The 14,389-nt window shown below is 57.5% G+C and carries 14 protein-coding genes; 8 read left to right on the top strand and 6 right to left on the bottom strand.

All coding sequences use genetic code 11. The annotated features are described in order from the left end of the window. The first annotated feature begins 82 nt into the window (after positions 1-82). Positions 83-1,627 (top strand): Fic family protein, encoded by a 1,545-nt coding sequence (locus GEU01_RS15915; RefSeq protein ID WP_019086864.1) that lies wholly within the window; start codon positions 83-85, stop codon positions 1,625-1,627. Positions 1,628-2,017: 390 nt separating this feature from the next. Here the strand turns inward: GEU01_RS15915 and GEU01_RS24615 are convergent, their stop codons facing one another. From GEU01_RS24615 to GEU01_RS15905, 4 genes are all read right to left on the bottom strand, one after another. Then, positions 2,018-2,503, bottom strand: a complete 486-nt coding sequence (locus tag GEU01_RS24615; protein WP_081499995.1) for a MucR family transcriptional regulator — start codon at positions 2,501-2,503, stop codon at positions 2,018-2,020. A 243-nt stretch (positions 2,504-2,746) separates the two neighbouring features. Further along, positions 2,747-2,971: a hypothetical protein gene (locus GEU01_RS25840; protein ID WP_157212873.1), complete on the bottom strand. Its 225-nt coding sequence runs from the start codon at positions 2,969-2,971 to the stop codon at positions 2,747-2,749. A gap of 157 nt (positions 2,972-3,128) precedes the next feature. After that, positions 3,129-6,347 carry a MobF family relaxase gene (mobF, locus tag GEU01_RS15910; protein WP_019086863.1) on the bottom strand — a complete coding sequence of 1,073 codons (3,219 nt, stop codon included), beginning with the start codon at positions 6,345-6,347 and terminating at the stop codon, positions 3,129-3,131. Beyond that, on the bottom strand, positions 6,347-6,643 hold the full coding sequence (locus tag GEU01_RS15905) for a hypothetical protein (RefSeq protein WP_019086862.1): 297 nt from the start codon (positions 6,641-6,643) through the stop codon (positions 6,347-6,349). Before GEU01_RS15905 ends, mobF begins: the two co-directional genes overlap by 1 nt. Positions 6,644-7,335: 692 nt before the next feature. On the opposite strand from GEU01_RS15905, the gene GEU01_RS24605 reads away from it, so the two are divergent. Both GEU01_RS24605 and GEU01_RS15895 read left to right on the top strand, forming a co-directional pair. After that, complete coding sequence (locus GEU01_RS24605; protein ID WP_010518306.1) at positions 7,336-7,578, top strand: type II toxin-antitoxin system Phd/YefM family antitoxin; 243 nt, start codon at positions 7,336-7,338, stop codon at positions 7,576-7,578. Further along, on the top strand, positions 7,575-8,000 hold the full coding sequence (locus tag GEU01_RS15895) for a type II toxin-antitoxin system VapC family toxin (RefSeq protein WP_019086860.1): 426 nt from the start codon (positions 7,575-7,577) through the stop codon (positions 7,998-8,000). Before GEU01_RS24605 ends, GEU01_RS15895 begins: the two co-directional genes overlap by 4 nt. A 253-nt stretch (positions 8,001-8,253) precedes the next feature. Here the strand turns inward: GEU01_RS15895 and GEU01_RS15890 are convergent, their stop codons facing one another. Beyond that, entirely contained in the window at positions 8,254-8,592 is a 339-nt protein-coding gene (locus GEU01_RS15890) for a HepT-like ribonuclease domain-containing protein (RefSeq protein ID WP_026018796.1), read from the bottom strand. Positions 8,593-8,924: 332 nt separating this feature from the next. Here GEU01_RS15890 and GEU01_RS15885 point away from each other — a divergent pair, with 332 nt between their 5' ends. Beyond that, complete coding sequence (locus tag GEU01_RS15885) at positions 8,925-11,003, top strand: recombinase family protein (RefSeq protein ID WP_026018795.1); 2,079 nt, start codon at positions 8,925-8,927, stop codon at positions 11,001-11,003. On the opposite strand, the gene GEU01_RS27455 is transcribed toward GEU01_RS15885, so the two are convergent. Next, positions 10,954-11,208, bottom strand: a complete 255-nt coding sequence (locus GEU01_RS27455; RefSeq protein WP_081499994.1) for a nucleotidyltransferase family protein — start codon at positions 11,206-11,208, stop codon at positions 10,954-10,956. The two genes, GEU01_RS15885 and GEU01_RS27455, sit on opposite strands and share 50 nt — an antisense overlap. Positions 11,209-11,563: 355 nt before the next feature. Here GEU01_RS27455 and GEU01_RS15875 point away from each other — a divergent pair, with 355 nt between their 5' ends. The 4 genes from GEU01_RS15875 to GEU01_RS23005 form a co-directional block, all read left to right on the top strand. After that, entirely contained in the window at positions 11,564-12,148 is a 585-nt protein-coding gene (locus GEU01_RS15875; RefSeq protein ID WP_010518283.1) for a hypothetical protein, read from the top strand. Positions 12,149-12,151: 3 nt separating this feature from the next. Further along, positions 12,152-12,979, top strand: coding sequence for an FAD-binding oxidoreductase (locus GEU01_RS15870; protein ID WP_010518286.1), 828 nt, complete (start codon positions 12,152-12,154; stop codon positions 12,977-12,979). Further along, the gene (locus GEU01_RS15865) at positions 12,979-13,473 is read left to right on the top strand and encodes a hypothetical protein (protein WP_019086855.1); all 495 of its coding nucleotides are present in this window, start codon (positions 12,979-12,981) and stop codon (positions 13,471-13,473) included. Before GEU01_RS15870 ends, GEU01_RS15865 begins: the two co-directional genes overlap by 1 nt. Positions 13,474-13,583: 110 nt before the next feature. After that, positions 13,584-14,389: hypothetical protein (locus GEU01_RS23005; protein WP_019086854.1), on the top strand; the 806-nt coding region annotated here is incomplete at its 3' end.

Below are 14,389 nucleotides of genomic sequence, written 5' to 3'. Positions count from 1 at the left end.
TTTTTTTACACAAGACACCGTTTATATGCAATTTTAAGCATCAATAAACGGTTTTGGACAACTCAGCAGGAATTTAATTCCAATGGCAGACCCGATCGGCGGCATGTGGCTTGCGCTGAAATATGATGCAGAGCCATTCGGCGGACTGGCTGTCAAAAGCCAGCTTGGAAGTCGCCGGTCGAGCAGTCATCATAATTTATACAGCATCGAGACGTATCCCGAAAACATGCGTCCGGCCGACACCGCAGCCGCGCATCTGCAGTTTCATCTGCGACACGAACCCACCAGCCTTGAGTTGCTGGCGCGCGTCTTTGCGAAGGCCGGACCAAGTTTTGTCCAGGAGTGGATAAACAGTGCACCGACCGGACAATATGCCAGACGGGCATCGTTTCTCTACGAATTCGTCACAGGACAAATGCTTGTGCCGCCAGTCGACCTTGGTGGCAACTACGTCCCCGCACTGGACGCATCTTTTCAGGTAACAGCTTCTCCAGACAAGATGAGCAACGTCAGCAGATGGCGCATCCGTGACAACATGCCCGGGAATCCCTTTTTTTGTCCCTTTATCCCGCTTTCCAGTCAACTCAAAATGGCTGCGGAGATGGACGTATCTGCCGGCTATGATGAACTGGTGCAGGAATTCGGCGAGAGCATGCTTGCCCGGGCCGCAGTGTGGCTGACAAATCGTGAAAGCAAGGCAAGTTTTACCATTGAAGGCGAGGAGCATCAACTTGACCGGATCCAGCGCTTCAGCCACGTACTCGCCACGAGAACCGGGCATGGGGCAGTCCCGCTGACAGATACTGACCTTGCCGAATTACAACGCAACATTCTCGGTGATGTCACAATAACCGAGCATTTTGGCTTGCGCCTGTCACCGGTATTCGTTGGAGAATACACGATGAGGTACGAGAATGTTGTTCATTACCTCGCGCCTCCCGCAGAAGACGTAGCGGAAATGCTTGAAGGATTAAAAATTTTCCTCGACAGGACTGAAGGACAGTCTTCTGTCATGCGTAGCGCCGTGGCCGCCTTCGGGTTCGTCTACATCCATCCTCTTTCTGACGGGAACGGCCGTGTCCACCGATTCCTGATAAATGACGTTCTCAGACGGGATGGCGCCATCCCTGACCAGATCATCCTTCCCATCTCAGCTACCATCATTGGAGACCCGACGAGCAGGCGAAACTACGACCAGATTCTAGACAGGGTTTCAAAACCCCTGATGAGACAGATCACGGATCATGTCTCTTTCGATCGTGACATGAAGACCTATCCTGATGGGATAAAATCCAATCTCGACTTCTCGAACCACGATCTGGCGAGACCGGCCTGGCGCTATATCAATTTCGCCCCCCACGTTATCTATCTCAGCGCTGCGCTAGAGATGACCATCAAGCACCACATGAAAGAGGAAGCCATATATCTCCGGTCGCACCATAATGCCCGGCAGGCACTCAAGGAACTTGTTGAAATGCCGGATATGGATGCCGACCGCATCATCAGGTCATTACGGGATACTCGTTTCATACCCAGCGGCAAGATTCAGAAAGAATATCCCATGATCGAAAAGTTCAAACTTTGGAACGCTATCTCTGAGGCGCTGAGACGTTCATTCTCTGAATGATTACGCATGCCCCCCCCCGTGATAAATAGAAAGTTGTCCGTTATCAGACATGGGATCCGCAAAAGGATTTTCAGAGCGGAAAAGGCAGACTGCCCTCGTGAGAGCACAACTTTGTAGTCATCGCCTGTGGATTTTCACTGAGAACTGAATTCTTCTACAAGGTATATAACCCAAGGGCTTAGGATCGTGATCCGCAACCTGGATTGTACAAAAGGCATCTTTCGTCCGGATTTATCGACGTAACGCCCCGAACGGGATCATGGTCCGGTCAAACAGGAGCAGCCGCAGTCGGTACCCTACTGCGTAGCGAAGAAGTTCTACCTTCGTATATTGCTGCGGTTCTGAGCCAAGAGATCGCCGCGCCGCCCGGTCCGATGGCGCGTTCCGCTTTTAGTGGACCGCCTTCTTTCCACCCCGGCGCCTTCCTTGCGGCCTATCAGACAATGCAGGTTCTGTCGTGCCCTCATCACCAGATTTGGTGGCAGTGGACGTTATATCCCGCCCCAGTCCAATCTCTCGTGCAAGTTCCGATCTGCGTATTGTGTAATTAGGAGCGACCATAGGGTAATGAGACGGAAGTCCCCATTTCCGCCGATATTCTTCAGGCGTCATGCCATAGGACGCCTGCAGATGCCGTTTGAGCATTTTCAGCTTTTTCCCATCTTCAAGGCATATGATATAATCTGGAAATACGGACCGCTTGATGGGAACGGCAGGTCTCTGTTCTTTCACTCCCAAAGCAGTCGAGACGGACAATGAATTGTAAACAGCCCCAATCAGCCTGATAAGTTCATCCGACGATATTTTATTTCCCGATACATAAGCGGTTATGATTTCCACGGTCAGCGCCAGCTGTCTTTGTTGTTCTTCGGGCATTGTCCATCACCTAAACAGACGAAAAAAATGTGGCCCTGTATATAACACCGCTATTGGGAATAGTCCCTGATGTTTTCGTAGATCTGGCAGCTTGCAGAACAGGTATGCTCTTGAGCAGATATCTATAGGATCCTGTGCCCGCTCATCTGTATTTTATCTGACCGTCAACACTTCTTGCTTTCAACCGCAATCCTGTTACCTGTTGCCCACCCAGCATCAAGACGCCATATCTGCAACACGAGATCATCTGGAGCCGGTGTCAGAAAAACATTCAGACACAGCTTCCTCCTCGGTCCAGGAATGTCTTAAGGCGTGAACATGCCCGGAAGCTTCAGTCGCGCCAATAATGCGCAGAAGACTTTCAGGGATCGTTTCACGCACAACATCATTGAACCGAACACGCAATTCGTTCTTCAACCAACAGTCGAACGGATCAGGATCTCCCCGGAAAGACACATCATCCATCATTGGCCTGCTATCTGCTGCTCCCCGCCTGCCTAACGATACCCAGCCGACTTCGTTGCGCAAATGACCAAAGCGTGCGTCAGATCTGAGATGTTGTCGCGGTATGGCACACGGTCGGCAGGATCCAAATCCGGGTGAGAACAGCAGAAAGCCGGACGCTCTAGCTGGCGGCGCCTGGCGACGCATATGGCACATGGGGACGCCTGCCCAGCACCTGAGCGGCCCGTTGGCTCCGAAGCATCTGCTCCGCACCCGTCATGACCGCTGGTGCGTTCCTGATCATGACCTGCAACCTGGCGTCGATCTCGGCTAGACGCGCCTTATGCAAGCGCTCGGCCTGCCGCGCCTGGGTCTTCAGAATAATCTCCCTGCCATATGGGCGACCTGACTTCATCAGTGTCTCCTGCGTGCGCCCAAGCGCGATCAGTTCGCGAATCCTCGCATCCCGGGCCTTGCGGGTTCGGGCAACCAGATCCGTGCCCAATGATTTATATGGTTTATGCGCCATTTTCTTTGCCACGTGATTCCACAGATCGTCACTGGTGATGGGCGTCATATCCCCGAGCGCCCTCTGGTTCCGGACCGCCTCAAACGTCGCGCCATCGGAGATCATGGTCCATGTTGTGCCACGCGCCCGGCTTTCGGCGACGTATGAGGTAAATCCCGTCGCCAGTTCCGTGCCGCGCGGCAGGGCGTTGATGTGCTCATCTGAAGTAAGCCCCTGTGCAGCATCAATCGTCATGGCATGTCCGAACCCCAGCATTACCCGACCAGTCTTCGCATCACGAAACCGCCGCCATTCAACATCAGCAACAAGCCCGTCCTTCGTGCGGACGCGAAGCCCCGCATCGCCATGGGCCAGAACTTCCACCACATCGCCGTTATTTCCGACTGTGCCGCCCTTTCCATCCACGCTGCCCCATGTCCGACGATACAGCCGAAGCCGGTCGCCCGTAGCGATCGCGAGATCATAGGTTTCGCCGCGCTGATCAATAGCCTGCACGGTGATTTCATGCGTCGAGATCTCGCCGCGCTCCTGCAGGATTTTACGGACTGCACGACTCAGATCGGCAGCATCCTGATTGGTCAGCGCCGACATGCTGATCGTCTTGGCCCGGCCTCGCTGCGGCCCGGCCCCCTCGGCCACCAGTGCATCGCGACGCGTGACATACAGTCGGGCAATATCCTGCAGGACTTCCTCATGATCGCCGCCGACCAGACGGATCGTGCCATCCGCCCGTTTCATATCGATCGCATCCCGCACTTCCTTCAGATGAAACCTGTTACGGACGTCGTCATCATTTTCCTCGTCCGTATGCGCGTTGGCCGCAGCCCCCCTGAACTCGTGGGCTTCCAGATCGCTCTCTTCGGGCTCCGCGCCACGAAACAAATCAGCAATCTGGCGATTTCTCGCTGATAGCTGCCGGACACTGGACAGAAGCTCCGGCATGTCTTCCGGGTCCAGGACCCGACGCAGCATCTCGATGGAGTCCCCAGCCTCGATATTCTGCGCCTGCTCATGGTCACCCAGCGCCTTGATCGTGCAGCCGGTATCGCGCTGCAACTGTAACAGACGAAGCATCTGGCGTGGACCGACCTGGCCGACCTCGTCAATCACCAGCACCGTATTCCGGTCCACATCGACGTCACCGCGCTCCAGCCGCGCCAGGAAAGGCAGCATCGCGCTCGTGTCAAAGATGCCAGCCTCACGTAATGCGTCCGCCTGACGCCAGGCATTGGCAATTCCGAGAACCCTGCGACCGTTCTTGTCATAACGCGTATCATGTTTCCACGCATCGACCAGCGGAGACAGGAGGGCCGTTTTCCCGGAGCCCGCGACGCCGGTGAGCATGGAGAGCGCACCGCCCCGGCCGAGAGCGTAAATCGCAGCCTTCTGCGTCTTTCCATGTTCGCTTGCGAAGTCGAGCGGCGATCGTCCGATCGCTTCTGTGATCTGGCGGTCCGACAGCGCCCCGCTTCGGTCTCCTGAAGCACGAGCCGCCTGAATCGCGAGGTTTTCTTCAATGACGATCTGCGCGGAATTCGTCACCCTCAGCCTGTCGCCGCGCATTTCCTGAATCAGCGAGACCCGTTCCCCGCCGAGTTCAAGACCACGCTGTTCAATAAGGGCCACGACATGATCAATGTCCTTCACGCCGCCTTCGATACCGGTGCCGATCAGACCCCGGGCCGCATACGTTCTGAGCTTGTCGTGATCGATCACGGCGGCTGTTTCAAACTCCCTCGCGAGATGGCGCACAGCGAAACGGCAGGCAATATCGTATCGCTGTTCCCTGGTGCCCGCAGGCGCTACTGGCGCGCCAAGCAGACTTTTTTCCTCCCAGCCAAGACGCCTGGCCTGTTCTCGCCATATCTCATGGTCGCTTGTGCCTTCGTTCTTGTCCAGCCGGGCTGCCAGGCCGGCCATGGACAGGATGCGGCGCTTGCGTTTGATCGGCATATGCGCCCAGTCCGCTCCTTCCGCCGCGGCGTACTCCTTGGCCGCCCTGATGACGTTCCGTCGTCCCTTGCTGAAGAAATCCGATATATCCGGCGGCACGGCCGAGATGACCGTCGCCTGCTCGTTCGCGTCGTATCGCTGGGCAATGCCGATCCGGCGCAGTTCATCAGCGAGCTGCGCCTGAAAATATGCCCCGAATTCATGAACGCGCGATCGCAGCCGCTTCGTGTCAAGCGACCCCACATGCCCCTTTTCCGTGACCACGACATTGAACAGGGCGTTATGGATATGGGCATGGGGATCGCCGCCTGCTGGCGTATCGATCAAATAGGTCTGGCCTGTCCGCGCGTCACGCGCCTCGACCGTCGGGCGCGCGGTATCATGCCGGAATGACACCCAGGTGACCTCGCCCGGGTCGGCACCATCTTCGCCCCCATGACCGCGCCGCGCGAAGCCGATTTCCCGCGCGACATAGAGCATGGTGGCGTCGTTTGCCCGATCAATAGCGTGCCAGATGGTTGCCCTCTCGGCCTCGGTCGGCGCGAACTCGGCCGCGAGAGTCACCGATTTGTGTGGCGCCAGGGTCAGATCATAGGCACTGATCTTGCGGGCGTTCCTTGACCAGTCTTCGCCATTATCGGCCCTCTTTGCTTCAAACAGGCGATTGAGTTGCGCGTTCTTCGGTGGTGTCTTCGGATCAATGCCAAGAGCCGCCGCGATCTTGGGCTGCATGTCCGGTCGCCACGAGGCCCGCCCGTCGCGACCGGTGTAATAGCTGGTCAGTCGGCCACCATCCGCGTCAGGCACTTTTCCGGGCTGGGTACGGAAGTCGTGCTCCGGATCTGGCAGTTCCTGTGTGAAATAGGCAGTAATCAGCCGACCACTGCTCTCAGCTGAGATTTTCCGGAACGTCATCATCAGGCATCTGCTCCATCCTCATCGTCGCGCCGGGCGGAGCGGGGCGTCCTCCCCTCCTGAATGTCGAGCAACCTGCCGGTTGTAAGATCAATACGTCTGAGCATCGGGTTCTGGGCTGCGATCAAGGTCACCAATCGGCCGAGAATTTCATCAAGCGTGGGCCCGTCGGAATCTTCCGGCGAGAGGATTTCAATGATCAGTGACAACTTGTCCTCAATCGCCCGCAGCCGTTCCCACAGGTCGTCGTCCTGGACTAGGGATCTGCTTTGCCTTCTGTCTGCCTCGCGCATTATCATCGTTTCCCATGTGAGGACCGAGGGAAGTGTGACGTGGCATCACGCGACTTTACTGATTTTCTTCTGCCCGAGGCATCCTTCATCGCCCGCGCCTGCGCAAAAGGTGACATTTGCGCAGGCCGGAACAGCAAATCAACATGCGCTCTCGGGTTGCGACCTGCACGTGCCGCAACCAGACGGATCCCGCACTTGTCGACGCCACCAAGGTGATACCACGGGTTTGTCCGACGAACTGATTCTCCGCGACTTTCACGCGGTAATGGCTCTGTCTGAACGTCGTGTTTAGGCAGCAGTTATAAGATGTCACTTGCTACATCGACAACCCAATGCTTCCCCTGCCAAAAAGATGGGGAAGCCATGCCCAACGTGGTCAACGATGATCACCATGTCTTATTACGTGAACAGAGCTTGTTGTCCGGATAAGATTCAGATTCTCGGCAGCCGGCGTGCTATTCTTCCAGCTCCACCAAAGCCGCCGGGCTAATCTCCAGAGCACGGGCGAGACGAAGAGTTGCCAGAAACGTGGGATTGGACTTGTAAACGGGGTCGGCATCCCACCAGGCGTATAGGAAAGCATCATCCTGCTCGTCTGAATTCCGCGAGCATCGCTCTCATTGTCAGACGCATATTCCGTTTGGTAGGGCGACATTTTTTCGCTATAAAGTGACCAGTTTAATGGTTCGGAGCCCGAAATGCAGACTGTCAACCTGGTGGAAGCCAAAGCCCATCTCAGTCGTCTGGTTGATCTGGCGAAGGAAGGAGAGTCCGTTCGTATTCTTCGTCGCGGCAAGGTCGTCGCACAACTCGTCAAGGCGGAGCCAGTACGTAAACCCATTGCAGTGAGTGCTCTTCGTTCACTTACCAGCATTATGACGCCGCAAAGGGAACCTGCTGCAGAAACTGTTCGCGCGATGCGTGATGAGGCAAGGTATTGAGTCTTTATCTCGATACATCGGTTCTTGTGGCGGCTCTGACCAATGAGGAAGAGACAACCCGGATGCAGGACTGGCTTGGCGCCCAGGCACCTGAAGATCTTTCCATCAGTGACTGGGTTGTCACCGAGTTTTCTTCAGCCCTGTCGATCAAGCTTCGCATGGGCCAGATTACCGTCACAGATCGAGCAAACAGCCTGGCCATGTTCACCCGTCTTCGCACAGAAAGCTTTGGTGTCATGCCTGTGACCAGTCAGAACTTCCGGACGGCGGCAAGATTTTCCGATCAGTATGCTCTGGGTCTGCGTGCCGGAGCCGCCCTCCATCTGGCAGTTTGTGCGGATCATGGCGCGACATTATGTACCCTGGATCGTCGTCTTGCCGAAGCGGGGCCCCAGGTCGGTCTGGCGACTACGCTCCTATGATCGATCCTTGATTGAGGACCATTGGAAAATATCGCGAATTTACGATTGCGGTTCCAGGACGCATTACGATCGCATGCAGTCACACATTTGCTTTATCCCCGGACTGACACGCAGGCTGCATCGATTACGGGTCAGCGCCCTGACATGATACAGGTAGGTCATATTGGACTGAGGACACCGCTTAGTGGGACCGGACGTAACGGCCGAAGCCGTTCATCAGATAGCCCACCGTCCTGCCCTCAAAATGAAATCCTCAGGATGATCTCTGCAGGAGATGCTCCAATTGAGCGATCAGGGCAGGCAAAGCCTCTTCTACCGTACGCCAAACAATCCCATAATTGATCTCGAAATAGCCGTGCGCGATCCGGTTCCGCATTCCGCGCATTTGCCTCCACGGAATATGCGGATAACGCGCTACGTCATCCGGGTAGGCAGCCATAACTTTGGTCGTCGCTTCCCCAAGGATAAGCAGGCTCATGACAACGGCCTGCTGGGTCCTGCGATCCTTCAGAAAATCTTCGACCGCCATGCCTTGCACGAAGGAGCGGGCGTCGGTCGCTGCCTCGTGCATATGTCCCAGATAGTCAGTCAAACGAAAATGACGACTCACAAGGCACGCGCTTCAGACAGAACCTCATCCCGGAAGGCTAAGGGCAGATCTTCGGGCGTCCGGAGATCAACTGCTAGTCCCAGAAGATCTTCGAAGAAGCATTGCCAGGGAACCTCTGTATGTGAGGTTCCGTTGATGCCGTATGTTGGTCACAAAGCGCTGATTGTGCTGGCCCAATGGATGGCGAGACATGACGAGCCAGAATCTAGAGCCGATCCGGTGGACGGATTTGCCGCGAGAGCGACGCAGGCGGCTTGTCGCCACGATCAGCGGCCTGATTCAACGCCGCCTCGCAGCGGATCGGGAGGGCAATCATGAAAGCGGCACCGCACACGATCGGCATCACGCTCCCGGAAAAGATCCGCGCGCGCCACTGTCATCGTCAGGCGATCGTCTATATCCGGCAGTCGACCATACGCCAGGTCGAACACAACCGTGAATCGACGCGCCTTCAATACGCCCTGGCCGATCGTGCGTGCCATCTGGGCTGGAGCCGCGACCAGGTGACTGTTATCGATGATGATTTGGGCCGTTCCGGGTCGTCGGCAATCGATCGTCCCGGTTTCCAGCGTCTGGTCGCCGAAGTCGGTCTGGGTCATGTGGGTATGGTGATCGGGATCGAGGTTTCCCGGCTGGCCCGCTCGTGCAGGGATTGGCATCAACTCCTGGAAATGTGTGCGCTGTTCGATACATTGATCGGCGATGCGGACGGCATCTATGATCCCAGCACCTACAATGATCGTCTGCTGCTCGGCCTCAAAGGCACGATGAGTGAGGCCGAACTTCATATTCTCAAAGGCCGTATGCATGAAGGACGCACAGCCAAGGCGCGCCGCGGCGAACTCGTTTTGGGCCTGCCGCGCGGCTATGTGCTGAAACCATCGGGGGACGTCGCAATCGACCCGGACGAGAGCGTGCAACGGGTCATACGCATGGTTTTCGATCTTTTCGAGCGACGCCGCTCCGTCAGCGGCGTTTTGCGGTATCTCGTTGATCATGACATTCCTCTCCCCGATCGCATACGCAGCGGTCCGGAGAAAGGCGATGTCTGTTGGCACAGACCCAATCGCGCGACACTCAGCGACATGCTCCGTCATCCAGGTTATGCGGGTGCGTATGTTTATGGCCGGCGTCACCATGATGGACGCCTCCGATTGCCCGGAAAGCCTCACAGCGGCCGCCGTTTCATTCGAGAGCCGCAGAACTGGACGGTGCTGCGGCACAATGCTTTCCCCTCCTATATTGATTGGCAAACCTTCGAGCGGAACCAGGAGCAGATGGCGGTCAATCGTACGAGACATTCGGGTGTTCCGCGTGGGGGCGCGGCACTCGTTGGCGGCCTCGTCTCCTGCGGCATCTGCGGACGCAGAATGTTCACCACCTACAACGATGATGGCCGCGAGGCGCGCTATGTCTGCAGTGTCGAAGCGATCACATACGGGGGTGCCCGTTGCCAGTCGATCAGCGCGCGCCCTGTTGATATCTGTGTGAGCACGGCACTGCTCACAGCCCTGTCCCCATCGGCGCTCGAAGTCAGTCTCCAGGTCGCGGAGGATATCGAACTTGAGCGGCGACAGTTTCATGAGGGGTGGAAGCAGAAACTGGAGCGGGCGGAGTATGAGGCAACGCTCGCGCGCCGACGTTATGAAGCTGTCGATCCCGCCAACCGCCTTGTCGCTCGCACCCTGGAGCGGGACTGGGAGACAGCAATGGTCACCGCGCAGAGCCTGGCCGACGATCATCGACGCGCCTCGGCGCAACAATCCGAACGACTGACGGATCAGGAAAAGGACGCGGTCCGGGCCTTGGCGAACAACGTTCCGTCCTTGTGGGCGGCGTCAACCACCACACCGCAGGACCGGCAGACGATCGCGCGCATGATGCTCGATCGCGTCATTGTTCGCGTATTCGGGGAGACGGAGCGGGCTGAAGTCACGTGTCATTGGGCTGGCAAAGTCGTCACCACACATCCGATCATCCGTCCTGTCAGACGTTTCGAACAACTTGAACATTTCGACGAAATCCTTGCCCGTATCGCCGAATTGCGAAACCAGGGCGCCACGGCCCGGAGCATCGCAGACGACCTGAATGCAAAAGGCTGGCTGCCGCCGAAAAAACAGGCGTTCGATGCCTTGATCGTTCAAAAGCTCCTGGTGAGGAAAGGGCTCGGAAAGAAGCGCCCTGTCTGGTCCGGACATATTCCGCGCCTCAACGACGACGAGGTGACACTGCAGGAGCTCTGTGAACGTCTCGGCGTACATAGGCAGACCGTTTATGGTTGGCTGCGGCGCGGCCAGTTGAAGGGACGCCTCGCGCAGGTCGGAACGCAACGTATCTGGCTTGTCAGCCTGTCCCACGCTTCAACAAGAAACATCCCTGGAGAGTCATCATGACAACACGATCGAGATCGCTTTGCAGTCCGCCCAGGTCAAAAAGGGTGATTCCCTCGGGTGCATCAACCAGCAGGTCCAGATCACTTCCATCCCGATCCAGGCCATGCACAACGGAGCCAAAGACCCGGGGATTATCGAGTTTCCATTGCCGGGCCAGTCCAATGATGGAGTGACGATGCAGGGCAACGGCTTCAGACGGACGCATGAACACCTCTCCCTTTCCACAAAGCGGTTTATTCTATCAGATCGCTATACTCACCCCAAGGGCGCAAAGATTACTTTATATCTTTTTTTCGGCCTCAGATCGTCGCTACGGAACGTCCCGCACCAACGGTGCAATGGTGTATGAAGAGCCTCTATCAGGCCGGGTCCGACCCGGTTCCAAAGGTGGTACCGGTCCCACCCCGGGCAGGTGCCAAGACGTCGTTGAAATGGGTCCAGTGGGGGTTCATAAAGGGTTCGTACCGGGACCAAAAATGCGCCACCCGACGTCCACGCAGCGATTACCTCACACCGGTACAGCCACTGACACGGCCTGCAGGAGAAACGACGTGACGGAAATGGACTCACAGACAGGCGGAAACCGTTTCATCCGACGCGTGGCCGGAGAAAAAATTCGTGGTCGGCAAGGACAGAAAGTCTCGCCACTTTACCGCTGGATGATGGAGAATTTCGAGGACATCTCGGAAGCGCGTCAGACAATCCGCGCTTGGGATATCTTCATCGAGATCGCACACGAGGATGGGATAACCGGAACGGTCGAGAACAAGGAAATCACCCGCAAGACGGCCGCCAAGACATGGGCTCGAGTCCGGCGTGCCCATGCCGGGCGATCCCACGATATCGTCCGAAAAAACCAGAAGCAGCTCCTGCCCAGTCGACAGTCTAAAGACTGGAAACCCGATATCATTGACGGGAAACACGGAAGCCTATCTCTTGCCGAAGCAGCCGTGCCGGCAGAAATTGCTTCCCTCCAAAAAAAGCCATCCCAGGTCGCATCATTACCAACGACCATTCCCGAGGCGTCAGTAGCAGACCTGGACGAGGAAGAAATCCGTCGCCGGGGTCGCGCACGGGCCGAAGAGATCATTCGGGATCTGGAAAACCGGCGACGGTTGCAGGAACCCGGCTTTCATCAGGAATGAAACATGACGGCACGCGAACCGAAGACCGCAGCGAAAGAGACCGTAAAGGCGCAACCGACCCTCATGATGGCAATCGGACGCCAGAGGGTTGGAAAAACGACATTCCTCAAGGTCCTCACGGAACTGACCCAGCAGCAGGGAGGCCACCCGGAAATCTGGAATACGGATTCACTCAACAAGTCCAATACTATCGCCTCTCTGGGTGATTACGTCCTGGAACCTGCGACCATAACGGCCAAGGGACAGGCGGCCTGGCTGGAACAGAGGATCGAGCAGCTGGTGGAAACCCAGAACGACGCGATTCTTGACATCGGTGGCGGCTGGACGGCGGTTCATGAACTGGTAAAGGCCTCCCCGCTCGTTGCACAGCTTGAGGAACTCGGGATCAATCTTGTCACGGTTTTCATGATCGGCTCGGAACATGCCGATATCGACTATCTTGAAGACCTGCAGGCAAACCGGGGCTTTATTCCCAAGAACACCGTCATTGTCATTAACGAGGCCCTGCTTAGCGGGCGCGTCGATGCTTCAGAGGAAATCCGGCATATCCTCCAATATCCCGCAATCGAGGGCGCACTTGGCCGCGGGGCTGTCTACGGGGTGTTTCCTGCGCTTGACGGGATAAAGCGTGTCTCGGACCGAGGGCAGTCTTTCATGGACTTTGCGGCGAACAGGCCGGTCCACGGCTTTCCGACAAGTTCGTTTTTCGACCGGTGTCGCGTCAGCCGGTGGCTGAGGCGCGACGTGCCGAAGTTTCTTGCAGCACTTGGCCCCGATTATCTGCCGTGGATGCCCGCAGGCCTGCCAGAAGTTATGGGGGTTGGTGTGTGATGACAGCGCCGAACGAAATCGAAGACGCGGATCGTGCGTTTGCCGAGCACGTCGATAACCTGCGGCGGGTTGCCAATCAGTGGATTTCCCGCCCGATCGCACCCGAAGCGGAAGTGATCTCCGCGCTGATTGTCACGCTGGACCAGATTGGCATGCTGGCCATAGAGGCACGACGCGCGTCGATCCGTTCCGTCACGGAAGCCAGGCTGATCGCAGAGCAGCAGCGCAGGGCACTCGCCGACGATACCGTGGTCATCCGCGAGCAGTTGCGCGACGGGATTGAAGCCGTGCACACGCTGCGCACCATCAACGAAAAACTGGTCGAGAAGAAACTCCTCACGATCACGGCGGATATGACGAAAGGATTAAGGGGCGCCATCGAGAGCCAGGCCACGGCCATGACCAGACGGTACAACCTAGAGACGGCCTTTCGCATCCTGGGCTACAGCTCCATCGTCCTGATAGCGGGATTTGCGCTCGGACGGATGCCGTGAGCGTGTCCACAACGGGCACGCTCACGGCCGGAACCGAAACGCCGTACGAAGTACTGACACAGGTCGCATGATGCTGGCCGATCCTGTCCGCCTCGCAACAGGAGGCCAAGGTGATCCGGCTCCCCTTTCCATGCCGCCGCACGGCGCAAGCGACCGTGGTCCTTGTGACGTGCGGCTTCGTCATGCCCCCCATCGGGCACGCACAGACAGTAAACGTGCCCGGCGGCCTCCCGACACATGTCAACGCAACCTATCAGGAACCGGGGCTCGGTGGCTGGACCCCGGACACGACGGGGACAGCCCAGGCCACCAGCGGAAGCGGCGCCGTCACCGAGACAACGACAGCAGGCACGTCCGACAGCGATGCGCTCGAGACCCTATACCAGCAGTCATGGGGCTATGCGGCAGCCCAGAACGCCGAGGCGCTGGGCGTCAATCCATCAGCGCTTGCCGCGACCTGCGTGGTGGAATCCGGCTGCCAGAACCTCTACACGGCCGGAAACGGCAGTACGATCACCGGCGCGTTCCAGATGAGCAACGGGACCTACAGCCAGACCCTTGGAGAGGCACTGGCCGCAGACCCCTCGCTGGCCTCATCCATCACCAGCGGCACGGCAGGCCAGCAGGACCCGGCGACGCAGGCGGTGGCTGCGGCGCAGTATCTCAAGGATGCCGCGACCAGTCTGCAGCACAGCGGCATCAGTAACCCGACGGCCCTTGATGCCCGGGCCTATTATAACTTTGGCCCGAGCGCGGGTGCTGAAATCGCGACGGCCGACGACAGCAGTCTCATGTCGTCCTACATATCGGGCACGGCAATGTCGGGGAACAATATCAGTTCAACCACCACGGTCGGCCAATGGCGCGCGGCAGTCGCAGCAAAAATGGGCAGTGCCGCGTCCAGTTCGATCCTGAC

This window comes from Komagataeibacter europaeus LMG 18890, assembly GCF_000285295.1.
Classification (GTDB): domain Bacteria; phylum Pseudomonadota; class Alphaproteobacteria; order Acetobacterales; family Acetobacteraceae; genus Komagataeibacter; species Komagataeibacter europaeus.
This window is presented reverse-complemented; position numbering and strand designations above follow the sequence as displayed.